Annotated in this window: 22 protein-coding genes; 11 read left to right on the top strand and 11 right to left on the bottom strand. The window is 74.3% G+C overall.

The window, feature by feature from the left end; translation table 11 throughout:
* Window positions 1-108: 108 nt before the first annotated feature.
* A complete protein-coding gene (locus O7599_RS13840) occupies window positions 109-915 on the bottom strand; it encodes a purine-nucleoside phosphorylase (protein WP_281622459.1) in 807 nt (268 codons plus the stop codon).
* 143 nt (window positions 916-1,058) lie between these two features.
* Between O7599_RS13840 and O7599_RS13835 the strand changes: the two genes are divergently transcribed.
* Window positions 1,059-2,525, top strand: a complete 1,467-nt coding sequence (locus O7599_RS13835) for an NAD(P)H-quinone dehydrogenase (protein ID WP_281622458.1) — start codon at window positions 1,059-1,061, stop codon at window positions 2,523-2,525.
* A 140-nt stretch (window positions 2,526-2,665) separates the two neighbouring features.
* Window positions 2,666-3,652, top strand: a complete 987-nt coding sequence (locus O7599_RS13830) for a DeoR/GlpR family DNA-binding transcription regulator (RefSeq protein ID WP_281622457.1) — start codon at window positions 2,666-2,668, stop codon at window positions 3,650-3,652.
* Window positions 3,653-3,838: 186 nt separating this feature from the next.
* Here O7599_RS13830 and O7599_RS13825 read toward each other — a convergent pair whose 3' ends face one another.
* Window positions 3,839-4,420, bottom strand: coding sequence for a TetR/AcrR family transcriptional regulator (locus O7599_RS13825; RefSeq protein WP_281622456.1), 582 nt, complete (start codon window positions 4,418-4,420; stop codon window positions 3,839-3,841).
* A 118-nt stretch (window positions 4,421-4,538) separates the two neighbouring features.
* Between O7599_RS13825 and O7599_RS13820 the strand changes: the two genes are divergently transcribed.
* Window positions 4,539-5,972 (top strand): MFS transporter, encoded by a 1,434-nt coding sequence (locus tag O7599_RS13820; protein WP_281622455.1) that lies wholly within the window; start codon window positions 4,539-4,541, stop codon window positions 5,970-5,972.
* Window positions 5,973-6,048: 76 nt separating this feature from the next.
* Here the strand turns inward: O7599_RS13820 and O7599_RS13815 are convergent, their stop codons facing one another.
* The gene (locus O7599_RS13815; protein WP_281622454.1) at window positions 6,049-7,806 is read right to left on the bottom strand and encodes a biotin carboxylase N-terminal domain-containing protein; all 1,758 of its coding nucleotides are present in this window, start codon (window positions 7,804-7,806) and stop codon (window positions 6,049-6,051) included.
* 408 nt (window positions 7,807-8,214) lie between these two features.
* On the opposite strand from O7599_RS13815, the gene O7599_RS13810 reads away from it, so the two are divergent.
* Window positions 8,215-8,649 carry a hypothetical protein gene (locus O7599_RS13810; protein WP_281622453.1) on the top strand — a complete coding sequence of 145 codons (435 nt, stop codon included), beginning with the start codon at window positions 8,215-8,217 and terminating at the stop codon, window positions 8,647-8,649.
* Between the two features lie 42 nt (window positions 8,650-8,691).
* Here the strand turns inward: O7599_RS13810 and O7599_RS13805 are convergent, their stop codons facing one another.
* From O7599_RS13805 to O7599_RS13790, 4 genes are all read right to left on the bottom strand, one after another.
* Window positions 8,692-9,300: a Maf family protein gene (locus O7599_RS13805; protein ID WP_281622452.1), complete on the bottom strand. Its 609-nt coding sequence runs from the start codon at window positions 9,298-9,300 to the stop codon at window positions 8,692-8,694.
* Between the two features lie 220 nt (window positions 9,301-9,520).
* Entirely contained in the window at window positions 9,521-9,667 is a 147-nt protein-coding gene (locus O7599_RS13800) for a hypothetical protein (RefSeq protein WP_281622451.1), read from the bottom strand.
* An 82-nt stretch (window positions 9,668-9,749) separates the two neighbouring features.
* Window positions 9,750-9,962 carry an acyl-CoA carboxylase epsilon subunit gene (locus O7599_RS13795; protein WP_281622450.1) on the bottom strand — a complete coding sequence of 71 codons (213 nt, stop codon included), beginning with the start codon at window positions 9,960-9,962 and terminating at the stop codon, window positions 9,750-9,752.
* 34 nt (window positions 9,963-9,996) lie between these two features.
* A complete protein-coding gene (locus O7599_RS13790; protein WP_281622449.1) occupies window positions 9,997-11,604 on the bottom strand; it encodes an acyl-CoA carboxylase subunit beta in 1,608 nt (535 codons plus the stop codon).
* A gap of 234 nt (window positions 11,605-11,838) precedes the next feature.
* On the opposite strand from O7599_RS13790, the gene O7599_RS13785 reads away from it, so the two are divergent.
* Both O7599_RS13785 and O7599_RS13780 read left to right on the top strand, forming a co-directional pair.
* The gene (locus O7599_RS13785) at window positions 11,839-12,705 is read left to right on the top strand and encodes a biotin--[acetyl-CoA-carboxylase] ligase (protein ID WP_281622448.1); all 867 of its coding nucleotides are present in this window, start codon (window positions 11,839-11,841) and stop codon (window positions 12,703-12,705) included.
* Between the two features lie 75 nt (window positions 12,706-12,780).
* On the top strand, window positions 12,781-13,971 hold the full coding sequence (locus tag O7599_RS13780; protein WP_281622447.1) for an adenylate/guanylate cyclase domain-containing protein: 1,191 nt from the start codon (window positions 12,781-12,783) through the stop codon (window positions 13,969-13,971).
* Between the two features lie 119 nt (window positions 13,972-14,090).
* Here O7599_RS13780 and O7599_RS13775 read toward each other — a convergent pair whose 3' ends face one another.
* Both O7599_RS13775 and O7599_RS13770 read right to left on the bottom strand, forming a co-directional pair.
* Window positions 14,091-15,197, bottom strand: a complete 1,107-nt coding sequence (locus O7599_RS13775; RefSeq protein WP_281622446.1) for a GGDEF domain-containing protein — start codon at window positions 15,195-15,197, stop codon at window positions 14,091-14,093.
* Between the two features lie 125 nt (window positions 15,198-15,322).
* Window positions 15,323-16,102 carry an enoyl-CoA hydratase-related protein gene (locus tag O7599_RS13770; protein WP_281622445.1) on the bottom strand — a complete coding sequence of 260 codons (780 nt, stop codon included), beginning with the start codon at window positions 16,100-16,102 and terminating at the stop codon, window positions 15,323-15,325.
* Between the two features lie 169 nt (window positions 16,103-16,271).
* Here O7599_RS13770 and hutH point away from each other — a divergent pair, with 169 nt between their 5' ends.
* The 4 genes from hutH (at window position 16,272) to O7599_RS13750 (ending at window position 21,663) form a co-directional block, all read left to right on the top strand.
* Window positions 16,272-17,864 carry a histidine ammonia-lyase gene (hutH, locus tag O7599_RS13765; RefSeq protein WP_281623374.1) on the top strand — a complete coding sequence of 531 codons (1,593 nt, stop codon included), beginning with the start codon at window positions 16,272-16,274 and terminating at the stop codon, window positions 17,862-17,864.
* A 207-nt stretch (window positions 17,865-18,071) separates the two neighbouring features.
* Entirely contained in the window at window positions 18,072-19,313 is a 1,242-nt protein-coding gene (locus O7599_RS13760; protein WP_281622444.1) for an Ig-like domain-containing protein, read from the top strand.
* 157 nt (window positions 19,314-19,470) lie between these two features.
* Complete coding sequence (locus O7599_RS13755) at window positions 19,471-20,928, top strand: ABC transporter permease (protein ID WP_281622443.1); 1,458 nt, start codon at window positions 19,471-19,473, stop codon at window positions 20,926-20,928.
* A 51-nt stretch (window positions 20,929-20,979) separates the two neighbouring features.
* On the top strand, window positions 20,980-21,663 hold the full coding sequence (locus O7599_RS13750; protein ID WP_281622442.1) for an ABC transporter ATP-binding protein: 684 nt from the start codon (window positions 20,980-20,982) through the stop codon (window positions 21,661-21,663).
* A 138-nt stretch (window positions 21,664-21,801) separates the two neighbouring features.
* Here the strand turns inward: O7599_RS13750 and O7599_RS13745 are convergent, their stop codons facing one another.
* Window positions 21,802-22,485 (bottom strand): hypothetical protein, encoded by a 684-nt coding sequence (locus O7599_RS13745; protein WP_281622441.1) that lies wholly within the window; start codon window positions 22,483-22,485, stop codon window positions 21,802-21,804.
* A gap of 199 nt (window positions 22,486-22,684) precedes the next feature.
* On the opposite strand from O7599_RS13745, the gene O7599_RS13740 reads away from it, so the two are divergent.
* Entirely contained in the window at window positions 22,685-23,584 is a 900-nt protein-coding gene (locus O7599_RS13740; RefSeq protein WP_281622440.1) for a TIGR03560 family F420-dependent LLM class oxidoreductase, read from the top strand.
* Window positions 23,585-23,605: 21 nt separating this feature from the next.
* Here O7599_RS13740 and O7599_RS13735 read toward each other — a convergent pair whose 3' ends face one another.
* The gene (locus tag O7599_RS13735; RefSeq protein ID WP_281622439.1) at window positions 23,606-24,367 is read right to left on the bottom strand and encodes a class I SAM-dependent methyltransferase; all 762 of its coding nucleotides are present in this window, start codon (window positions 24,365-24,367) and stop codon (window positions 23,606-23,608) included.
* Window positions 24,368-24,403 lie beyond the last annotated feature (36 nt).

Below are 24,403 nucleotides of genomic sequence, written 5' to 3'. Positions count from 1 at the left end.
TCACTGTCGTTCTCTCCCAGGTTCCCGGCCCGCCGCCGCGTACGCCCCCGCGCGTACCGCCTCAGCGCCCGCCGCCGCGTACGCACCCGCGCGTACCCCCCGGAGCCTTCACACCCGCCGCAGCACCTCGGCCAGCAGCTCACCCATCCGCGCCGCCGAGTCGCGCCCCGCCTGGAGCACCTCCTCGTGGCTCAGCGGCTCGCCCGTCATGCCCGCCGCCAGGTTCGTGACCAGCGAGATCCCCAGCACCTCGGCGCCCGCCTCGCGGGCCGCGATGGCCTCCAGGACCGTCGACATGCCGACCAGGTCGGCGCCGAGGCGGCGGAGCATCTCGATCTCGGCCGGCGTCTCGTAGTGCGGGCCCGGCAACTGGGCGTAGACGCCCTCCTGGAGGCTGGGGTCCACCTCCCTGCACAGCGCCCGCAGCCGCGGCGCGTACAGATCCGTCAGGTCCACGAAGCGGGCGCCCTCGATCGGCGAGGCCGCGGTGAGGTTGATGTGGTCGCCGATCAGCACCGGCTGGCCCGGCCGCATGCCCTCGCGCAGCCCGCCGCAGCCGTTGGTGAGCACCACCGTCTTGCAGCCCGCCGCCGCGGCCGTGCGCACGCCGTGCGCCACGGCGGCGACGCCGAGGCCCTCGTAGAGGTGCGTACGGCCGAGGAAGACCAGCGCCCGTCGGTCGCCCAGCCGGTACGAGCGGATCCGCCCGGCGTGGCCCTCGACCGTCGGCGGCGGGAAGCCGGGCAGGTCGGTGACGCGCAGCTCGTGCTCGGGCGTGCCCAGCGCTTCCGCCGCGGGCACCCAGCCGGAACCCATCACGAGGGCGACGTCGTGGGGTTCGCCCCCGGTGAGCTCGCGGAGGCGGTCGGCTGCGGCCGCCGCGTCGGGCGCGGCGTGCGGAGAGGATGCGTTCACGCGACGAGCCTAGCCCGTCACCCCCTACGCGCGTAGAAGCGGCCCCCCACTGGGCTCCCGCCCCCGCTCTCACCGGGGCTCCCGCCGCGCTCCCACCGGGCCCCGCCGCCCCGCACGGGAGCCGACGGCCGCCACGAGGGACAATGGGGTACGTGACTCGGATCGTGATCATCGGTGGTGGCCCCGGCGGGTACGAGGCGGCGCTCGTGGCCGCGCAGCTCGGCGCGGAGGTGACGGTCGTCGACTGCGACGGCCTGGGCGGTGCGTCGGTGCTCACCGACTGCGTGCCGTCGAAGACGCTGATCGCCACCGCGGAGGTGATGACCACCTTCGACTCCTCGTACGAGGAGCTGGGCATCATCGTCGCGGACGACACGCCGCCGGAGCAGCAGGCCGCCCGCGTCGTCGGCGTGGACCTGGGCAAGGTCAACGCCCGGGTGAAGCGGCTGGCGCTGGCCCAGTCCGAGGACATCGCCACGAACGTGACCCGGGCGGGCGGCCGGGTCGTACGCGGCCGGGCGAGCGTCTCGCCGCAGCAGGCCCCGGACGGCTCGCGCACGGTCCGGGTGACCGGGCCCGTCGGCGAGGCCGGGGGGCCGGGCGAGCCGGAGGAGCTGGTCGCCGACGCGGTGCTGGTCGCCACCGGGGGCAGCCCGCGCGAGCTGCCCGACGCGCAGCCCGACGGCGAGCGGATCCTGAACTGGAAGCAGGTCTACGACCTCGACGAGCTGCCCGAGGAGCTGATCGTCGTCGGCTCCGGCGTCACCGGCGCGGAGTTCGCCGGCGCGTACCAGGCGCTCGGCTCGCGGGTCACGCTGGTCTCCAGCCGGGACCGGGTGCTGCCGGGCGAGGACCCGGACGCGGCGGCGGTGCTGGAGGACGTCTTCCGGCGCCGCGGCATGAACGTGATGAGCCGCTCGCGCGCGCAGAGCGCCAAGCGCGTCGGCGACCGGGTCGAGGTGACGCTCAACGACGGGCGCGTGATCACCGGTTCGCACTGCCTGATGGCGGTCGGCGCGGTGCCCAACACCCGGGGCATCGGCCTGGAGGAGGCCGGGGTGCGGCTGACGGACTCCGGGCACATCTGGACCGACAAGGTGTCGCGCACGAGCGCGCCGGGCATCTACGCGGCGGGCGACTGCACGGGCGTGTTCGCGCTCGCCTCGGTGGCGGCGATGCAGGGCCGGATCGCGATGTACCACTTCCTCGGCGAGACCGTCGCGCCGCTGCGGCTGAAGACGGTCTCCGCGAACGTGTTCACGGACCCCGAGATTGCGACGGTGGGATACCAGCAGTCGGACGTGGACGAGGGGCGCATTGATGCGCGGGTGATGAAACTGCCGCTGCTGCGCAACCCCCGGGCCAAGATGCAGGGGGTACGGGACGGCTTCGTGAAGCTGGTCTGCCGCCCCGGCACCGGGATCGTGGTGGGCGGCGTGGTGGTCGCGCCGCGGGCCAGCGAGCTGATCCACCCCATCTCGATCGCCGTCGACAACAATCTGACCGTCGAACAGATCGCGAAGGCGTTTACCGTCTATCCCTCGCTGTCGGGGTCGATCGCGGAGGTCGCGCGGCAGCTCCAGGCCAGCAAGCCCGGCGGCGACGACTAGGCCGCGGACCTGGGCCGACCCCAATCCCCTCCGGAGGCGGCTGAGTTCCTATACCACCTTCGGATGTCGCAAGGGGGAACTTTCCTCTCATCGACGCAAGCGGCTGAAAGAACACGGTCTTTGGCGTTACTGTCGGTTTCGTGTTCGCTGCAGAACGTCGTCAGTTGATCCTTGAAATGGTACGGGCCAACGGGGCCGTATCCCTCCGAGAGCTTGCCCGAGTCGTACAGACCTCCGAGGTGACCGTGCGCCGTGACGTGCGGGCCCTGGAAGCGGAAGGGCTGCTGGACCGAAGGCACGGAGGGGCGGTCCTCCCGGGCGGTTTCACCCGTGAGTCCGGCTTCCCGCAGAAATCGCATCTCGCGACCGCGGAGAAGACCGCGATCGCCGATCTCGCCGCCGGATTCGTCGAGGAGGGTGAGGCGGTCGTCGTCGGTGCCGGTACGACGACGCAGGAGCTGGCCCGCCGGCTCGCGCGCATCCCCGGCCTGACCGTCGTGACCAACTCCCTGCTCGTCGCCCAGGCGCTCGCGCACGCGAACCGGGTCGAGGTCGTCATGACCGGCGGCACGCTGCGCGGCAGCAACTACGCGCTGGTGGGCAGCGGCGCCGAGCAGTCGCTCCAGGGGCTGCGCGTCTCGCGCGCGTTCCTCTCCGGCAGCGGGCTGACCGCCGAGCGCGGACTGTCCACGTCCAACATGCTGTCCGCGAGCGTCGACCGGGCGCTGGTGCAGGCCGCGGCGGAGGTCGTGGTGCTCGCGGACCACTCCAAGCTGGGCACCGACACGATGTTCCAGACGGTGCCCACCGACGTGATCACGCGGCTGGTCACGGACGAGCCGCCGCCGAACGACGAGCGCGCGGGCACCGAGTTGCAGGCCCTGGCGGACCAGGGGGTGCAGATCGCGGTGGCGGGCCCGGAACAGCCGGTGGGCGGTGAGAGCGGCCCCCCGCCGGCGGGCCGGGGCCGGCACCACCGGCCGGGAGGTGAGCGGCGGCGCGGCGACGACAGCGTGCCGCTGCCGGGCCAGCGGCGGACGGCGCAGGCCGCGGCGTCGGCGATGCGCGCCGCGGCGGCCCTGCCGGAACAGGGCCGGGTGGCGGACCTGGCGCCCCGGCGCCGGTAGGGGCGGGAGCAGCCGACGCTTCGCGGGCCCGGCGCCTCCGAGTGAGTGTGCCGGGACGTCTGACCCCGGGTCCGCGGCCCGGGCGCCGGATGCCGTCGTCGCGCCGCGGTGCGCGCCCTCCCGCCCTCGGGGTGCCCCGCAAGGCGGTCCCCCGGTGCCCCCGTGCCCCGCCACCCGTACCCGCCGTCAGGCGTTCCGCGTGCGCAGGCCGTCCAGGGCCAGGTTCAGGAGGCGGTCGGCGACCTCCGTGTCCTCGGGGTTCTTCACCGACGCCTTCTCCGCCGCGTACGCGATGGCGCTCGTCAGCCGCAGGATGTCGTCCGGCGCGACGTCCGTGCGCAGCTCGCCGGACGTGCGTGCGTGGCCGGCCAGCAGCTCGACGGTCTCCCGCAACTGCGTCTTGCAGTTGATCATCAGACCCTCGTCCATCAGCGTCGCCGCGACCCCGCGGATCGTCGAGGACACGTCCACGTACCGCCGCATCCACGCCGTCAGCGCGCCCATCGGCGTCCTGCCGGCCTCCGCCGTCAGCGCCCGCGCCGCGACGTCCAGCTCGTCGACCTGTGTCTGGAACACCGCGCCCATCAGCGCGAAGCGGTCCGGGAAGTGCCGGTACAGCGTGCCGATGCCGACGCCCGCGCGGCGCGCGATCTCCTCCAGCGAGGCGTCCGCACCGTGCTGGGCGAAGGCCACCGCGGCCTCGCCGAGCAGGCGCTCGTAGTTGCGGCGCGCGTCCGCGCGCATCGGCCGGCCCTGCACCGTCGCCATGGGCACCACCCTTCGTCGTCCCCGCCGTAGCCCAGAATGCCATTGCGAAAACGGAGGAAGCCTCCGTATAGTGAAGCGGAGCTACCCTCCACTTCATTCTCTGCCGGAAGGCACACCTGTGTCCACACCCCTGCGCACCGCCACGGGCCGGGACGTCCACGGCCGGGCCGCCCGCGGCCCCCGCGGCGCCCGCCCGGGGCTCGCGCTCACCGCGATCGTCGCCACCCAGCTCATGTTCCTGGTCGACGCCACGGTGGTGAACGTCGCACTGCCCGACATCGCGCTCGACCTGGGCTTCTCGTCGACCCGGATGTCCTGGATCCTCAACCTCTACACCCTCGCCTTCGGCGGCCTGCTGCTCCTCGGCAGCCGCATCGGCGACCGCATAGGCCGCCGCCGCGCCCTCGTCACCGGCGTGCTCGCCTTCACCGCGGCCTCCCTCCTCGCCGGCCTCGCGCCCGGCGGCGGCTGGCTGCTCCTGGCCCGTACCGCCCAGGGCGTCGCCGCCGCCCTCGCCGCCCCCAGCACCCTCGCCCTGATCGCCACCACCTTCCCCGAGGGCCGCCAGCGCGCCCGCGCGCTCGCCGTCTTCGCCTCCATCAGCGGCGCCGGCTCGGCCCTCGGCCTGGTCCTCGGCGGGGCCCTCACCGACCTCGCGTCCTGGCACTGGGTCTTCCTGATCAACCTGCCCGTGGGCCTGGCCATCGCCTGGCTCGCGCCCCGCCACCTCGACGAAACCCCGCGTCAGCGCGGCCCGTTCGACGCGCTCGGCGCGCTGCTCGGCACCCTGGGCATGACCTCGCTCGTCTACGCCTTCATCCGCACCGCGGAGCAGGGCTGGAGCGACGGGCTCGCCCTCGGCGCCTTCGCCGCCGCCGCGGCGCTGCTCGGCAGCTTCCTCGCCGTCGAACTCCGCGTCCGCCGGCCGCTGGTGGTCCTCGCGCTCTTCGCCGACCGCAACCGCTCGGTCGCGTACGCGACGATGCTGATGGTCCCCGCCGGGATGTTCGGCGTCTTCTACTTCACCACGCAGTACCTGCAGCGGTCCCTCGACTACAGCCCGTTCCGCGCGGGCCTGGCCTTCCTGGCGCTCACACTGCCGCTCTTCGCCGCCTCCCGCTTCGCGCCGCGCGCGCAGGCCAGGTTCGGGCCGAAGCGCACCGCGCTGGCCGGGCTGGCGCTCAACACCGCCGGCATCCTGTGGCTCACCCGTCTCGACGCCTCCTCCGGCTACGCCGACGGGCTGCTGGGCCCGCTGGTGCTCATGGGCGTGGGGGTCGGGCTGACCATGATGCAGCTCACCACCCTCATCCTCAGCGGCGTCGCGCCCGAGGACGCGGGGTCGGCCTCCGGGCTGCTGCAGACGATGCAGTACGTCGGCGGCAGCCTGGGCCTGTCGGTGCTGGTCTCCGTCTTCGACGTGGGCCTGCGGCACTCCTCGGGGCACACGTTCTTCGACGGTACGGGCGCCGCGTTCACCGCCGCGGCGGCGTTCTCGGCGGTCGCGCTGCTGCTGATGACCCGGGCCCGGGGCGTACCGCGCAAGGCGTAGAGACGCTTCAGGGGCGGGCCCGCGGGCCCGCCCCTGATCGCGTCATTTCCCGACCGGGTCCCCCTTCCGACCCCTGTCAGTCCTTGATCTCGCAGATCACCGCACCGGACGTGACCGTCTCGCCGATCTCCGCCGCGAGGTCCTTGACCGTGCCGGCGCGATGGGCGTTGATGGGCTGTTCCATCTTCATCGCCTCCAGCACGATCACCAGATCGCCCTCCGCGACCTGCTGGCCCTCCTCGACCGCCACCTTCACGATCGTGCCCTGCATGGGCGAGGCCAGCGCGTCGCCCGAAGCCGCCGAGCCGGACTTCTTCGCCGCCCGCCGCTTCGGCTTCGCCCGCCCGGCCGCCGCCGAGGCGACCGCGCCCAGCGACGACGGCAGCGAGACCTCCAGGCGCTTGCCGCCGACCTCGACGACCAGCGTCTCGCGGCTCTCCTCCTCCGCGTCGGCCTCCGCGCCGCCGGCGAATGGGGGGATGCCGCCCGCGAACTCCGTCTCGATCCACCGGGTGTGCACGCTGAAGGGCTCCACCGCGGAGGCCGGCGCGAACGCCGGATCCCGTACCACCGCGCGGTGGAACGGCAGCGCCGTCGCCATCCCGGAGACCGTGAACTCGTCCAGCGCGCGCGCCGCGCGCTGCAGCGCCTGCTGCCGCGTGGCGCCCGTGATGATCAGCTTGGCCAGCAGCGAGTCCCACGCCGGGCCGATCACGCTGCCCGACTCCACGCCCGCGTCCAGCCGCACGCCGGGCCCGGCCGGCGGCTCGAAGGCCGTCACCGTGCCGGGCGCGGGCAGGAAGTTGCGCCCCGGGTCCTCGCCGTTGATACGGAACTCGAAGGAGTGACCGCGCACCGGCGGGTCGCCGTACCCCAGCTCCTCGCCGTCGGCGATACGGAACATCTCCCGCACCAGGTCGATGCCCGAGACCTCCTCGGTCACCGGGTGCTCCACCTGGAGCCGGGTGTTGACCTCCAGGAAGGAGATCGTGCCGTCCTGGCCGACGAGGAACTCGCAGGTGCCCGCGCCCTCGTAGCGCGCCTCCCGGAGGATGGCCTTCGACGCGCGGTACAACTCGGCGTTCTGCTCCGGGGACAGGAACGGCGCCGGCGCCTCCTCCACCAGCTTCTGGTGGCGGCGCTGCAGCGAGCAGTCCCGGGTGGAGACCACGACCACGTTCCCGTGCTTGTCCGCGAGGCACTGCGTCTCGACGTGCCGCGGCCGGTCGAGGTAACGCTCGACGAAGCACTCGCCGCGGCCGAACGCCGCGATGGCCTCGCGCACCGCCGACTCGTACAGCTCGGGGACCTCTTCGAGCGTACGGGCCACCTTCAGCCCGCGACCGCCGCCGCCGAAGGCGGCCTTGATGGCGATCGGCAGCCCGTGCACCTCGGCGAACTCCGTGACCTCGGAGACGTCCGCGACCGGGTCCTTCGTGCCGGCCACCAGCGGCGCGCCGGCGCGCTGGGCGATGTGCCGGGCGGACACCTTGTCGCCGAGGTCGCGGATCGCCTGCGGCGGGGGGCCGATCCACGTGAGGTCCGCGTCGAGCACGGCCTGGGCGAACTCGGCGTTCTCCGACAGGAACCCGTACCCGGGGTGGACGGCGTCCGCGCCCGAGTCCTTGGCGGCCTGCAGCACCTTGCCGATGTCGAGGTAGCTGGTGGCCGGGGTGTCACCGCCGAGCGCGAACGCCTCGTCGGCCACGCGGACGTGGAGTGCGTCGCGGTCCGGCGCGGCGTAGACGGCCACGCTCGCGATCCCGGCGTCCCGGCACGCGCGGGCGACCCGGACGGCGATTTCGCCGCGGTTGGCGATGAGCACCTTGCGCACGTTGGCTCCCTTCTCGGAACACCGAGATTTTAGGTAATGGCGACACCTCTGCGCTGCGGGATCCCGGAGGTGAGCTTTCCCACACAGAGAGTGATCCGCGCCGCCGCACACGGGCGCGTAGCCCTGAGTCCCCAAGGTACGCCGCATCCGCGGCCCCGCGCGCGAAACCGGTGTGTGGCCAAGGTCTCGCGCCCGCAGAGCAGATGGAAGCCGCATCTTTTTGTGGGAACCATACGAAGGCGGGGCGGAAACTTTTCGGGTAGCCCGTCCGGTGGGAATCATGCCGCACGCCTGTCGCGTGCCCGCGGTGTGTCCCTCGCGTGCCCATCGTGCGCGCGCCCTTGCCGCCCCCGACTACCCATCAGTAGCGTGAGTGGGCCGATCGGACCTGGCTCAGGGGGTGCCGCCATGCGCAGAACCGTCGCGGCCGTGGCGGGCGCCGCGCTGCTCGTCGAAGCCGTCGGGCTGGCCGTCGTGCACTTCGTCCTCGGCTCGGTCGTCGACCGCCAGGACATGTCCCTCGCCGGCCTCGACTCCGGCGTGATGTCCGGCTCCACGCGCGCGGCGGGCGTGGCCGTCGGGCTCTACCTGCTGTGCTGCGGGGCCGTTTCGCTGCGCGTCGCGGTACGGGACCGGGCCCCCGGGCGGGCCGGGCGGATCCTGCTGGTGAGCTGCGCCGTGCTGCACGCGGTGCTGGCGACGGTCGCCGTGGGGCTCGTGGGCTGGGCGGCGTTCGCAGGGCTGATGGTGCTCTTCGGGCTGATCGTGCTGACGCTGACGAGCGAGGACGCCCCCGTACGGCGGCCCGAGGGCGGCGGCGCGGAACCGGCGCCCGCGGCCTGAGCCTCCGCCGGTCCGCGGCCGTACGGGCCGGGAGACCGGCGGCTACGCCCAGAGGTCCGTGATCTGCACTCCCAGCTCCGCGAGCAGCCGGCGCAGCAGCGGCAGCGAGATCCCCACGACGTTGCCGTGGTCTCCGTCGATGCCGTCGATGAACGCCGACGAGCGCCCGTCGATGGTGAACGCCCCGGCCACGTACAGCGGTTCGCCCGTCGCGACGTACGCGGCGATCTCGGCGTCGCTCGGCTCGCCGAACCGCACCACCGTTCCGGCCGTCGCGCTGGTCCGCCGCCCCGACGCCGTGTCGATCACGCAGTGCCCCGTCTGCAGCACCCCGGAGCGGCCCCGCATCGACTTCCACCGCGCCGTGGCGTCCTCGGCGTCCGCCGGCTTGCCCAGCGCCCTGCCGTCCAGCTCCAGCACCGAGTCGCAGCCGACGACCAGCGCCCCCGCCGCCTCGGGCCGCCCGGCGACGGCGGCGGCCTTCGCCTCGGCGAGCACGAGCGCCAGCTCCGCCGGGGTCGCGGCGGTGACGGCGTCCTCGTCGACGCCGCTGACGACCACCTCGGGCGCGAGCCCCGCCTGCCGGAGCAGGGCGAGCCGGGCGGGGGACTGCGACGCGAGCACGAGCGTGCGGGCGGGGTGGCGGGTCATGCGCGTCATCGTAGGCGGCGGTGGCGGCACCGCCGGCGGGGGTGTGGGGGCGCAGGGCGCGGGGCGGCGCGTCCGGGGTGGCCCGTCCGGGGTGGCCCGTCCGGGAACGTCACGCGCCCTGTTCGTCAGTGGGGCGGCCTACCCTTGGGCGGGTGTGCGGGGGACGTGTGTGGGGGAGTGGCGCGGGGCGCGTTCCGCCGGGGGCGGCGGGATGCGCGCCTCACGTCGGCAGCAGCTCGGGTCCCGCCGCCCCCAGCGCCATCGTCACCACCGCCGCCAGCGCAAGCAGCCACCCGGCGCGGCGCAGCCGCCGTTCCGCCGCACGCAACTCCGCGTCGGGCTCGTCTGGAGGGTCGGACCAGAGCATCTTCCGATGGTGCAGGTCCGGCGCTGCCCGCGCCTGAGTACGGGTACTCAGATGCGGGCGGCGCGCGGGCGCGTAGCCCCTCCTACGACGGCCAGTACGTCGTCCGCCACGCCCTCGGCCCCGGCTGCGGCGTCCGCCGGGCGAGCACCCGCCGGGCCGGGTCCGCCCACTCGCCGGCCGCCGCGCCGCGCGCCCCGGCCGCGGACGACGCCGCCCGCGCCTGGACCACCGCCAGCGCCGCCGCCAGCTCCTCCGCCGTCGGGTTGCCCCGGACGACCTTGATCTCGTCGGACATCGGCCCTCCTCACACCCGCCGTGGCGACCGCCGCCTACAGCGGGATGTTCCCGTGCTTCTTCGGCGGCAGCGTCTCCCGCTTGTTGCGCAGCACCCGCAGCCCCTTCGCCACCTGCCGCCGCGTCTCCGACGGCATGACGACGGCGTCCACATACCCGCGTTCGGCCGCCGCATACGGGTTCAGCAGCGCGTCCTCGTACTCCCGGATCAGTTCCCCGCGCCGCACCTCCCGCTCCTGCTCGTCCTCGATGGAGGCGAGCGTGCGGCGGTAGAGGATGTTGACCGCGCCCTGCGCGCCCATGACGGCGATCTGCGCGGTCGGCCAGGCCAGGTTCAGGTCCGCGCCGAGGTGCTTGGAGCCCATGACGTCGTACGCGCCGCCGAACGCCTTGCGCGTGATCACCGTGATCAACGGCACGGTGGCCTCGGCGTAGGCGTAGATCAGCTTGGCGCCGCGGCGGATGATGCCGTCGTACTCCTGGTCCGTGCCCGGCAGGAAGCCGGGGACGTCGACGAAGGTGAGCACGGGGACGTTGAACGCGTCGCAGGTGCGCACGAAGCGGGCGGCCTTCTCGCTGGCCTTGATGTCCAGGCAGCCGGCGAACTGCATCGGCTGGTTCGCGACGACGCCGACCGGATGGCCCTCGACGCGGCCGAAGCCGGTGAGGATGTTCGGCGCGTACAGCGCCTGCGTCTCCAGGAACTCGCGGTCGTCCAGCACGTATTCGATGACGGTGTGCATGTCGTACGGCTGGTTCGCCGAGTCCGGGATGAGGGTGTCCAGCTCACGGTCCTCGTCGGTGACCGACGCCTCGCCCTCCTCGGGGAAGGCGGGCGGGTCGCTGAGGTTGTTGGACGGCAGGTACGACAGCAGCGCCTTGACGTAGTCGAAGGCGTCCTTCTCGTCGCCCGCCATGTGGTGGGCGACACCGGAGGTGGTGTTGTGCGTACGGGCGCCGCCCAGCTCCTCGAAGCCGACGTCCTCGCCGGTGACGGTCTTGATGACGTCGGGTCCCGTGATGAACATGTGGGACGTGCCGTCGACCATGACGGTGAAGTCGGTGATGGCGGGGGAGTACACCGCGCCGCCCGCGCACGGGCCGACGATGACGCTGATCTGCGGGACGACGCCGGAGCCGTGGACGTTGCGGCGGAAGATCTCCGCGAAGAGGCCGAGCGCGACGACGCCCTCCTGGATGCGCGCGCCGCCGCCGTCGTTGATGCCGATGATCGGGCAGCCGGTCTTCATGGCGAAGTCCATGGCCTTGACGATCTTCTCGCCGTAGACCTCGCCGAGGGAGCCGCCGAAGACCGTGAAGTCCTGCGAGTACACCACCACGGGGCGGCCGTCGACGGTCCCGTAGCCGGTGACCACGCCGTCGCCGTACGGGCGGTTGGCTCCGATGCCGAAGTTCGTCGCGCGGTGCCGGGCGAACTCGTCCAGCTCCGTGAACGACCCGTCGTCCAGCAGCAGACCGACCCGCTCGCGCGCGGTCAGCTTGCCCTTCGCGTGCTGCTTCTCCACCGCGCGCGCCGACCCGGCGTGCGTGGCCTCGTCGATCCGTCGGCTCAGATCGGCGAGCCGGCCGGCCGTCGTGTGGCTGTCCGCCGTCTCGGCGGGGGGCTCGTGCGCCATGGCCATCGCGGTGCAGCTCCTGCTCGTCGGGGGCGCCTCCGGGCGGGGGTACCCGGGGGAGTGCGGGACTTACCGCTACGTAGGTTATCGGCGGGCGGCGGCCGTACGGGTGCGGTGTTGGCCACACCCGCGGCGTGGTTCGCGGCGGCGGCGCCGACGCCGCGGGGCGGGTCGGCGGTGGCGTTGCGGCGGCGTTGCGTCGGCGGCGCCGGGCGGGATGTCTGGCCGTAGGGTGGCGGTATGAGTGCAGATCGGGGAAGCCGCTGGTCCGACCTCGAACGTCCGCCGCTGAACGAGGACGCGCTGCGCCGGGCGCTCGTCCGGACCGGGGGGCTGTGGACGTCGCTCGACGTCGTCGAGGCCACCGGCTCCACGAACGCCGACCTCGCCGCGCGCGCCCGCGAGGGCGCGGCCGAGGGCGCGGTGCTGGTGGCGGAGGAGCAGACCGCCGGGCGCGGCCGGCTGGAGCGCCGGTGGTCGGCGCCGCCCAGATCGGGGCTCTTCCTGTCCGTGCTGCTGCGCCCCGAGGGCGTGCCCGTCGGCCGGTGGGGCTGGCTGCCGCTGCTCGCGGGCGTCGCCGTCGCGACCGCGCTGCCCCGGGCCGCGGGCGTCGACACGGCGCTGAAGTGGCCGAACGACGTGCTCGTCACCGTCGGCGGCGAGGAGCGCAAGACGGGCGGCATCCTCGTCGAGCGCGTCGACGCCGAGGCCGATGCGGTGGTCCTCGGCATCGGCATCAACGTCACGCTGCGCGCCGACGAGCTGCCCGTCCCGCAGGCCGGCTCGCTGGCGCTGGCCGGCGCGAAGGTCACCGACCGGGACCCGCTGCTGCGCGCGCTGCTGCGGTCGCTGGAGCGGTGGTACGGAAGCTGGCGTACCGCGGGCGGCGACCCGGCCGGAGCGCGGCTGCAGGAGACGTACGCGGCGGGGTGCGCGACGCTCGGCCGGCGGGTCCGCGCGGAGCTGCCGGGCGGGACGGCGGTGACGGGTGAGGCGGTCGCGGTGGACGGCGACGGGCGGCTGGTGCTGGCCACGGCGGCGGGGCTGGCGGAGCCGGTGAGCGCGGGGGACGTCGTGCACCTGCGGTCGGCGGCCGAAGCGGAGTGAGCTGGGCCACAGTTCCCGTATCGTGGGGACCGCAAGGGCGGTGGCCAGGGAACGGACGGGGGGAGGGGGCAGCCGGTGAGTGAGGTTGCGGGCTCCTCCGGTGCGGAGGAGCCGAGGCGCCCGGTGCGTCCGGAAGGCTCCGGGGGAGCTGCGGGGGCAGCGGGCGCCCCGGGGCCGGCGGACCCCGGGGGTGCGGAGGCCGCGGAGGATCCGGAGGGCGAAGACGACCCGATCGCGCTCCGCATCGAACAGCTCATCCTGGGCTCCGACCGCCGTTACACACCCTTCCAGGCCGCGCGCGCCGCGGGCGTGCCGATGGAGCTCGCGGCCCGCTTCTGGCGCGCCATGGGCTTCGCCGACATCGGCCAGGCCAAGGCGCTCACCGAGGCCGACGTCCTCGCCCTGCGCCGGCTGGCGGGTCTGGTGGAGGCCGGGCTGCTGAGCGAGGGCATGGCCGTGCAGGTGGCGCGCTCCACCGGGCAGACCACGGCCCGGCTGGCGGACTGGCAGATCGACTCCTTCCTCGAAGGGCTCACCGAGCCGCAGGAGGGCATGTCCCGTACGGAGATCGCCTACCCGCTGGTCGAGCTGCTGCTGCCGGAGCTGGAGGAGTTCCTCGTCTACGTCTGGCGCCGCCAGCTCGCCGCGGCCACCGGCCGGGTCGTGCAGGCGCAGGACGACGACGAGATGGTCGCCCGCCGCCTCGCGGTGGGCTTCGCCGACCTGGTGGGCTTCACGCGGCTGACCCGGCGGCTGGAGGAGGAGGAGCTGGGCGAGCTGGTCGAGGCGTTCGAGACGACCGCCGCCGACCTGGTCGCCGCCCACGGCGGCCGGCTCATCAAGACCCTGGGCGACGAGGTGCTGTTCGCCGCGGACGACGCGGGCACGGCGGCGGAGATCGGCGTCCGGCTGATCGAGACCCTGGCCCACGACGAGACGATGCCGGAGCTGCGGGTGGGCATCGCGTTCGGCACGGTGACGACGCGGATGGGCGACGTGTTCGGCACGACGGTGAACCTGGCGTCGCGGCTCACGTCGATCGCGCCGAAGGACACGGTGCTGGTGCACGGCGACTTCGCCGCGGAGCTGATACGGGACGGCGCCGCCCCGGAGTCCGAGGCGGCGGCCGCGGCGGCGGAGAAGGCGGCGGCGGAGGGCGGCACGGGGGAGGCGCCCTCGTACCGGTTCACGCTGCAGCCGATGTGGCAGCGGCCGGTGCGCGGGCTGGGCGTGGTGGAGCCGTGGCTGCTGAGCCGCCGGGGCTGAAGGGCACTCCCCGCGTACAGGGATGATCCTGCTCTTCCCGGACCGATCAGTGAACCGTCCGGCGCTCCTCGCGCCCGCCGGGGTGGTCCCGCCGATGCGGCCCGGCCCCCGGCACGGGCCTAGCGGTCCCCGCGTCCGCGGGGCCGCCCCCGGAACGCCCGCCGGCTGCGCCCCCGGGGCGGGTGGTCGGCCAGGTGCGTCACCTCCCGGTCCCGGCCCGCCACCACCGGCCCCGCCGCGCCCGCCGCCTTCGCCGCGTACTGCGCCGCGTCCGCCAGCCGCAGCAGCCGGCGGCCCGACGGCACAGGGCCGATCGGGTCCCCCGTCGACGCCACCCCGCACGCCACCCCCCGGCCCGGCTCCAGGTCCGCCGCCCGCGCGCACAACTCCGCCGCGGTGCGGACCACGTCGTCGGCCGGCGGGCCCGCCGCCAGCAGGCAGAACTCGTCGCCGCCCAGCCGGGCGGCCAGGGTGTCCCCCAGCGCCGCCCCGTGCAGCGACAGCAGCGCGCCGAATCGTTCCAGCAGGCGGTCGCCGCGCGCGTGGCCGAAGGAGTCGTTGACCTCCTTGAGGCCGTTGACGTCGCAGACGACCAGGCTGACCACCGTGCCGTCCGCGCGGTGCCGCGCCACCGCCTCGTCCAGCCGCAGGTCCAGCGCCCGGCGGTTGGCCAGCCCCGTCAGCGGGTCCGTGAACGCCAGCCGCCGCGCCTCCTCCAGCCGCTCCGTCTGCGCGAGCCCCGCCGCGACCACCGCGCTCACCGCCGCCGCGAAGGCCGCGTCGTACGGCGTGAAGGCCGCCGCGCCGCGCGGGCGGGCGACGTACAGCTCGCCCCACGCGCGCCCGTGCACCAGCACCGGCGCCACCAGGCAACTGCCCCGCCCCCGCCGCCGCAGCCGGTCCCCGCGCGGCCCCGGGGAGTCCTCGGTGGCCGTCCAGGGGCCGCCGGGGGAGGCCGGGTCCGGGAACGCGCGCAGGGGGTACGACTCGTCGGACGGGAACTCCTCCTCGCCGGGGGCCCGCTCGCCGTCGTTCACGAGCACCCGCAGCCGCCCGCGCTCCGGCTCCCAGACGGACACCGCCGCGAACGACCCGACGAGCGCCCGCCTGGCGCCGGCCGCCGCCGCGCGTGCGGTGTCGCGGGGCGTGACCGCCTCCGCCAGCGCGCCGGCCAGCTCGACCAGGGCGCGCAGCGGCTCGCCCGGGGGAGGGTCGTTGCCCGTCACGGCTCCAGGGTAGGCAATTCCTCACCATTTGCGGGATTTAGCCCGATTGGCCACTATGAGGAGAGCGCCCCCCCGCGTCCCTCCCGTTCCGCCTTGTTCCCGTCTTGTTCCGGTCGGGCTCCCGGTTACAGCCCGGGCCACTCGGGCTTGCGCTTCTCGTTGAACGCGGCCACGCCCTCCCGCCGGTCCGCCGACAGCGCCGTCCGCCGCCACGCCGCGTCCTCGATCTCCAGCCCCGCCGTCAGCTCCCGCCCGAAGCCCAGCCGCAGCGCCCGCTTCGCGGCCCGTACGCCCACCGGCGAGTTGCCCGCGATCCGCTGCGCCAGGTCCAGCGCCGTCGTACGGGCCTCGCCCGCCGGCACCAGCCGGTCGACCAGGCCGAGCGCGTGCGCCTCCGCCGCCTCCACCCGGCGCGCGGTGAAGATCAGCTCCGCCGCGCGGGCGGAGCCCACCCGGCGCGGCAGCAACTGCGTCCCGCCGCCGCCCGGCACCACCCCGACCGACACCTCCGGCAGCCCGACCACCGCCGTCTCGTCGGCGACGATGAAGTCGCAGGAGAGCGCCAGCTCGTAGCCCCCGCCGAGCGCGAAGCCGTGCACCGCGGCGACCACCGGCATCGGCAGCTCCAGCACGCCCGTGTACGCCGCGCGTGCCGTGGGACGGTGGCGGTGCATGTCGGCGTCGGTGAAGTCGTTGCGCTCCTTGAGGTCCGCGCCGACGCAGAACGCCCGCTCGTGGCTGGAGCTGAGGACCACGGCCCGTACGGAGGCGTCCGCGGCGAGCCGCGCGGTGGTCTCGGTGAGCGCGCGGGCCAGCTCGGTGGAGACGGCGTTCATGGCCTCCGGCCGGTCGAGGACCAGCTCGGCGACGTGGTCGTGCGTGCGGACGGCGATGCCCTCGCCCATGCGGATCGGCCTCCGGGTCGTGGTGTTAACGGGCGCTAACGTAGTGCGTGGAGCCGCCTCGCGCCAGGCCCGACAGCGGGTGTCTTCCGTCGGCCCGGCGTCCCACGGAGGGCCCGCGCAGCGCCCGTGACAGCCCGGGATTCACTTCGTAAGGTTTCTGAATATGAATATGCACCCCCGTACCGCGCCTGTCGCCCCGGTCGTCCTCGGGCCCGCGGGGACCACCGCGGACGACGTCCTCGCCGTCGCCCGCCGCGGCGCGCCCGTCGAGCTGTCCGTCCGCGCCCTCGACGCACTCGCGGCCGCCCGCCGCGTCGTGGACGACCTCGCCGCCAAGCCGGATCCGGTGTACGGCGTCTCCACCGGCTTCGGCGCGCTCGCCGTCCGGCACATCAGCCCCGACCTGCGCGTGCAGCTCCAGCGCAACATCGTCCGCTCGCACGCGGCCGGCATGGGCCCGCGGGTGGAGCGGGAGGTCGTACGGGCGCTGATGTTCCTGCGCCTGAAGACGCTGGCCTCCGGCCACACCGGGGTGCGGCCCGAGGTCGCGCAGGCGATGGCCGGGATGCTCAACGCCGGCATCACGCCGGTCGTGCACGAGTACGGCTCCCTCGGCTGCTCCGGCGACCTCGCCCCGCTCTCCCACTGCGCGCTGGCGCTCATGGGCGAGGGCGACGCCGAAGGTCCCGACGGCGCCGTGCGCCCCGCCGCCGACCTGCTCGCCGCGCACGGCCTCGCGCCCGTCACCCTGCGCGAGAAGGAGGGTCTGGCGCTGCTCAACGGCACCGACGGGATGCTCGGCATGCTCCTCATGGCCTGCGCCGACCTCGCCGCGCTGCTCACCGCCGCCGACGTCACCGCCGCGCTCACGCTGGAGGCCCTGCTCGGCACCGACCGGGTGCTCGCGCCGGAACTGCACGCCCTGCGCCCCCACCCCGGCCAGGCCGCCAGCGCCGCCAACATGCTCAAGGTGCTCGACGGCTCCGGCCTCACCGGTCACCACCAGACCGGTCACGACGGCCGGCCCGCCGCGCCCCGGGTGCAGGACGCCTACTCCGTACGCTGCGCGCCCCAGGTCGCCGGCGCCGGCCGGGACACGCTCGCGCACGCCCGTACGGTCGCGGACCGCGAGCTGGCCGCCGCCGTCGACAACCCGGTCGTCCTGACCGGGGGCGCCCATGCCGGAGGGCGCGTGGAGTCCAACGGCAACTTCCACGGCGCCCCGGTCGCGTACGTCCTCGACTTCCTCGCGATCGCCGCCGCCGACCTCGGCTCCATCGCCGAGCGCCGCACCGACCGGCTGCTGGACAAGAACCGCAGCCACGGCCTGCCCGCCTTCCTGGCCGGCGACCCGGGCGTGGACTCGGGCCTGATGATCGCCCAGTACACCCAGGCCGCGCTGGTCGGCGAGTTGAAGCGGCTGGCCGTGCCGGCCTCGGCCGACTCCATCCCGTCGTCGGCGATGCAGGAGGACCACGTCTCGATGGGCTGGTCCGCGGCGCGCAAGCTGCGTACCGCCCTCGATCACCTGACGAAGGTGCTGGCCGTCGAGATGTACGCGGCGACCCGCGCCGTCGAGTTGCGCGCCGGGCTCACGCCGGCGCCCGCCACGCGGGCCGTGCTGCGCGCCGTGCGCGACGCGGGGGTGGCGGGGCCGGGGGATGACCGCTTTCTGTCGCCGGATCTGGCCGCCGCGGAGGGTTTCGTACGCTCCGGCCGGCTCGTCGCGGCAGTGGAGTCCGTCACAGGACCCCTGTCATGATTCGTCGCAATCTGATCGAATGCGCGCTGACCTGCACCGATCCGTCTCACTCCGGTTCGAGTCGGACCGGCGCGCCCGGCCGCGGCTCAGGAGTGCCGGTGGCGTGTGCCACAGTGGGTAGCAGTCCGGAACGGGCCAGTGGGGAATGGGCGTCCTACTCCGTGAGATAGGGCAATCGTGCCCTTCGCGGTGAAGGGGAGTTAAGACGTGAGGGTGTACGGCAAGGGGCGGCGCGGGACGGCGCTGGCCGCGCTGGCGATGAGCGCCGTGCTGGGGCTGACCGCGTGCGGGGGCGACAGCAACGCGGACGACTCCGGGGATCAGAAGGAGTCCGCCTCCGAGCAGAAGAAGAACGTGCCGGACGCCCGAATATCCATCGCTCCCAAGGACGGCACGGAGAACGTCGGGATCAACTCCGACACCAAGGTCACGGTCGACGGCGGCAAGCTCACCGAGGTCGTGCTGACCGCGGCGGGCAGCACCGACGAGATCGCCGGGACGATCGCGGACGACGGCGCCTCCTGGACGCCGGACGCGGCGCTGGAGCGCGGCACGGAGTACCAGATCACCGCCAAGGCCGAGGACGGCGACGGCCAGGTGTCCACGTCCAACGCGAACTTCTCCACCGTCTCCGCCGAGAACAGCGTGATCGGCTACTTCACCCCGGAGGACGGCACCGAGGTCGGCGTCGGCATGCCGGTGTCGCTCAACTTCGACAAGCCGGTCGAGGACAAGGCGGCCGTCCAGTCGAAGATCGACGTCGAGTCGAGCAGCGGCCAGGAGGTCGTCGGCCACTGGTTCAACGACACCCGGCTCGACTTCCGCCCCGAGGACTACTGGCAGGCGGGCTCCACCGTCACGATGGACATGAACCTCGACGGCGTCGAGGCGTCGCCCGGCGTCTACGGCGTGCAGGACCGCGAGATGAGCTTCACCGTGGGCCGCTCGCAGGTCACCACCGTCGACGTCAAGGCCATGACGATGGAGGTCGTGCGGGACGGTAAGAAGGTCAAGACCATCCCGATCTCCGCGGGCGCGCCCGAGAACCCCACGTACAACGGTCAGATGGTGATCTCCGAGAAGCACGAGGAGACCCGGATGGACGGCTCGACCGTCGGCTTCACCGACGACGACGGCAAGAGCGAGTACGACATCCCCGACGTGCCGCACGCCATGCGGCTGTCCACCTCCGGCACGTTCATCCACGGCAACTACTGGGGCGGCCAGGGCGTCTTCGGCAGCGCCAACACCAGCCACGGCTGCGTCGGCCTGTTCGACAAGCAGGGCGCGAACGACCCGGGCACGGACGGCGCGTGGTTCTACAACCAGTCGCTGCTCGGCGACGTCGTGATCGTCAAGAACTCGCCGGACGAGACCATCGCCCCGGACAACGGCCTCAACGGCTGGAACATGGACTGGGCCGCCTGGCAGCAGGGCAGCGCGCTCTGAGCGGCGGGCGCCCCCGGCGGGCGCCGTAGCGCCTGGCGCAGGAAGAGGGCCGTGGCCCGGACCGTACGCACGCCGTACGGTCCGGGCCACGGCCTTTCTCATGGCACTCTCACGGTGGCCTCAGCCTTTCCCCAACATGGCCTCATAGCTTCGCCACATGTTCCTCACCTACCTGCGGCGCGAGTTGCGCCGGCGCAGAAAGGCCGCACTGGTCGTCGCCCTCGGCCTCGCGCTCGGGATCGGCCTCGTCATCACCGTCTCGTCCGTGGCCGCCGGCATGCGCGACGCCCAGGACGAAGTCCTCCACTCCCTGTACGGCGTGGGCACCGACCTCACCGTCAGCAAGGAGGCGGACGAGAGCGACGGCGGTCCGCAGAGCTTCCGCATCGGGCCCGGCGAGGACGGTGAGGACGCCACCAAGACCGACGACCGGCTGATGCCGCTCGGCGGCTTCCAGCACCTCGACGACTCCGTCGTCGGCGAGGTCGCGGCCCAGGACGGCGTCGACACGGCGGTGGGCGCGCTGGCGCTCAACGACATCGAGTTCAAGGGCGACTTCCAGCCCGGGAAGATCGAGGGCGGCGCCACCGGCCAGGCGGCCCCCGGCCAGGGCGGGCCCGGCGGCGGGGGCGGCGGCGGCCCGCGGATCGAGGGCGGCGGCGCCGACATCGACGTCGACTCCTTCACCGTCACCGGCCTCGACGTCACCCAGCAGGACGTCGGTCCGCTCTCCTCGTCGAAGATCAGCGACGGCGTGACCTTCGGCAAGAACGACACCGACGCCCTGAAGACCGTCGTCGACAGCGCGTACGCCAAGGACGAGGGCCTGAAGGTCGGCGACGACGTCACCATCAAGGGCGAGAAGTTCGAGGTCGTGGGCATCGCCACCGCGGACACCGGCGCCGCCACCGCGAACGTCTACATCCCGCTCAAGCGCGCCCAGGAGCTGTCCGACGCCGACCTGCAGGACAAGGTCTCCACCATCTACGTCAAGGCCGACAGCTCCGAGGACATCCCCGCGGTCAAGGACGCCATCGACGAGAACGTGTCGGGCGCCAGCGTCACCTCCGCCTCCGACCTCGCCGAACAGGTCTCCGGCAACCTCTCCACCGCCTCCGACCTGGCCACCAACATCGGCAAGTGGCTCTCCGTCGTCGTCCTGATCGCCGCCTTCCTGCTCGCCGGGCTGCTCACGATGTCGGCCGTCGGCCGGCGCGTGCGGGAGTTCGGCACGCTCAAGGCGCTCGGCTGGCGCAGCGGGCGGGTCGTCCGGCAGGTGATGGGCGAGGCGTTCGTCAACGGGATCCTCGGCGGCCTCCTCGGCATCGCGCTCGGGATCGGCGGCGCGTACGTCGTCACGGCCGTCGCCCCGACGCTCGAAGCCTCGATGGGCCCCGCCTCCGACGCGCCCGAGGGCGCCGTGCTGCGCGGGCCGCAGGAGATGCTGGACGCCGCCACCTCCAGCGTGGAGGTCGGGCTTGAGGCGCCCGTGACGCTGTCCGTGATCGCGCTGGCCGTCGCGCTCGCGGTCGCCGGCGGGCTGATCGCCGGTCTCTTCGGCGGCTGGCGGGCGGCACGGCTGCGGCCCGCGGACGCGCTGCGGCGCGTCGAGTAGCCCCTTCCCCACCCGACCACCTCACCCGCGGCACCCCTGGAGTTGACCACGATGTACCAGCTCACCGGCGTCACCAAGCGCTACCAGCGCGGCAAGGACGCCATCGACGCCCTCGCCGGCGTCGACCTCACCATCGCCGACGGCGACCAGCTCGTCGTCCGCGGCCCCACCGGCGGCGGCAAGTCGACGCTGCTGCAACTGCTCGGCGGCCTCGACCGCGCGACCTCCGGCACCCTCAGCCTCGACGGCACCGACCTCGGCGGCCTCAGCGAGGCCGCGCTGACCCGGGTGCGGGCCTCGACCATCGGCTTCGTCTTCCAGAGCTTCAACCTCATCCCCACCCTCAGCGCCCAGGAGAACGTCGAGACCGCGCTCGTGCCGCTCGGCGTGAAGGCGGCCGAGCGCGCGAGGCGCGCGGCCGAGGCGCTGGAGTCCGTCGGCCTCGCCGAGCGGCTGACGCACCTGCCCGGCGAGCTGTCCGGCGGGCAGCAGCAGCGCGTGGCCATCGCCCGGGCGCTGGTGAAGCAGCCGAAGGTGCTGCTGGCCGACGAGCCGACCGGCAACCTCGACGAGGACACGCGGGACGACATCGTGGCGCTGCTGGAAGGGCTGTGGAAGGAGCTGGGGCTGACGTACGTGCTGGTAACCCACGACAGCTCGATCGCCAGGCGGGCGCCGCGGCTGGCGGTGATCAAGAAGGGCCGGCTGAAGGTCACGGAGCGGGAGGCGGCGTAGCAACGGAGCGGCAGAGGCGACGGGGGAGTCGGGGGAAGGGCGCGTACGGGCGCGGAGGTGCCCGTACGCGCCCCTGCGCAGGTGTCGTACGCCGGCGGGCGCGGCGTACGACGCGGTCGTGCCCCGCGGACCGGCCCGTCAGCGGCGGCGCGGCGAGGCCAGCAGGTACATCCCGCCGTCGCGCTCCGGGTGTTCGGAGACCTGCCACCCCGCCGCCTCCAGCGCCCCCGCGGCGCGCACCAGCTCCCGCAGCGCGGGTCCCGGCCGCCACGCCACCCGTGCCGCCTCCGGCTGGTGCTCGGCGGGGGTGACGACGTAGCCGCCGGTCTCGGGGGCGGCCGGGGGCAGCCCGGCGGCCTCCAGCGCGAGGGCGACGGCGGACGCCAGGTGCGTACGCTCCCAGGCGCACGGCACGTCGGTGGCGCCGTCCGCGTTGCTGACCCGGCGCAGCTCGGCGAGGCCCTCCCAGGCGCTGCGCACCTCGCGGGCGCGCGCGGCGGCGTCTGCCGGGGCGGGCTCGCCGCCGGTACGGGCCGCGAACACGCCCGGTTCTCCCGGGCCTTGGCCGCCGGCCCGGTCCGCGCCGGCGGCGTCGGCATCCCGGGCGTCGGCGGCGGCCCGGGCGTCGGCGAGCAGCCGGTCGCGCAGCTCGCGCCCGGCGGGGGTGAGGTAGTGCCGGTGCGGAGGGCGCGGATGCCGCACCGCGAAACCGCCGTCCACCAGCCCTTCCAGCACGCGCTCGCTCGCGCGCACCAGCCCGGTCGCGGCGTCGGCCCCGGCCACGGCCCGGCGCCGGGCGGGCGTCAACTTGGCGGTGCTCATGGCACCACGGTACGCAGTCGCCGCCGGCCTCCCTCCGCGTACCGTCCGGGCGGTTCCGCCGAGGGCCCGCTACCGCCTCCGCAGACCTCCTGAGCGCCCGTTACTCCTCTGGGAGTAAGAAAGTTGCCTCCTCCGGACGGACGACCGGCACGCACCGCCACAGGCAGACTGAGCGGAAGCGACGAGGAGGCCGCCCACCATGCGCATCAGCATCAACGTCACCGACTTCTCCTGGCCCGGTGGCCCCGCGGCGCTCGCGACCGCGCTCGCCGACGTCGCCGGCGTGGCGGACGCGGCGGGCGTGGACACCGTCTGGGTGGGTGACCACCTGCTGCAGGCCGACCCCACGTGCACGCCGGACGAGCCGGTGCTGGAGGCGTACACCACGCTCGGGTACCTTGCCGCGCGTACCGAGAACGTCCGCATCGGCACCATGGTCACCGGCGTGACGTACCGCTCGCCCGCGCTGCTCGTCAAGGCCGTCACCACCCTCGACGTGCTCTCCGGCGGGCGCGCCTGGCTCGGCATCGGCGCGGGCTACCGCGAGGACGAGGCGTACTCCATGGGCCTCGGCCTGCCGCCCGCCGCCGAGCGGGTCGAGCGGATGGAGGAGACGCTGCGGCTGGCACAGCAGATGTGGGCGGGCGACACCGGCGCGTTCGACGGGCGGCACTTCACGCTGGACTACCCCGTGTGCAGCCCGCAGCCGGTGCAGCGCCCGCGCCCCGCGGTGCTCGTCGGCGGCCTCGGCGACGGGCCGATGCTGCGGCTGGCGGCGCTGTACGCGGACGCGTGCAACTTCTTCGACGTACCCGACGGCGGCCGGACGCTCCGCCGCGAGCTGGACGTGCTCGCGGACCACTGCGCGGCGGCGGGACGGCCGTACTGGGAGGTGGAGAAGACGGTCACCGCCCGGATGGAGCTCGGGGAGCCGGCGGAGTCGGTCGCGGAGCGGTGCGAGGCGTTCGCGGAGTACGGGGTCGAGCACGTGGTGTTCGCCGCGGTCGGGCCGTGGACGGCGGAGGCCGTCGAGCGGGTGGGGGAGGCGGTCCCCGTGGTCGCGCAGATCAGGCCGAACAGCGAGGTGGGGGCCTGGTGAGCGGGACCGCTCCCGGGCCCGTCAGGCGCGGCGGAAGGTGACCACCGTCCCGGGCGCCACCGGCGCCGGCGCCCGCGGGGCCGCGGCCACCCGGCGCTCCAACTCCGCGAAGCCCGCCTCGATGTCGGCCTCCGGCATGTGCTCGAAGATGGAGAACGCCCTGGTACGCAACCGGGCCAGCGCCTGCGCCCACGTACCGGGCGCCGGCAGCCCGACCTCCCCCACCCCCGTCAGCTCCCACCCCGCCGCCTCGAAGGGCTCGCGCACCGCCGACAGCGGCTCGTAGAGCGCGGCGAGGACCTCGGGCCCGCGCGGGAAGGCGTCGAGATACCACAAGTCGGGCAGCGCGTCGGTGAGTTCGGTACGCAGCAGCAGGGTGCCGCCGGGCCGGAGCACGCGGTGCAGCTCGCGGGCGCCGGCGGTCTTGTCCCGTACGTGATGCCAGACGAGGAAGCTCAGCGCGAAGTCGGCGGAACCGTCCGGCAGCGGCAGCGCCTCGGCCCGCCCCGGGACGTACGTGACCCGCGGATGCGCGGCGTGCGCCACGGCCTGCTCCCGCATCCGCGCCGACGGCTCGACGCCGGTGACCGGACCGCCGAACTCCGCGGCGAGCAGCGGCGTGAACCGCCCGGTGCCGGACCCGAGGTCCAGCCCGCGCAGCGGGCGGGCGGCGGGGAGACGGGCGGCGAAGGCGCGGGACCAGGCGGTGCGCTGGGCGTCGGTGAGGGCGCGGCCTGCGGCGTAGGAGCGGTGGAGGCGGTCGTCGTAGTCCACGGGGCGCATGCCCGATTCCTACCCGGCCGGGGTCCGTTCGTGCGC

The organism is Streptomyces sp. WMMC500 (assembly GCF_027497195.1).
GTDB lineage: Bacteria > Actinomycetota > Actinomycetes > Streptomycetales > Streptomycetaceae > Streptomyces.
The sequence above is the reverse complement of the archived record's forward strand: the minus strand, read 5'-3'. Positions and strand labels throughout refer to the sequence as shown.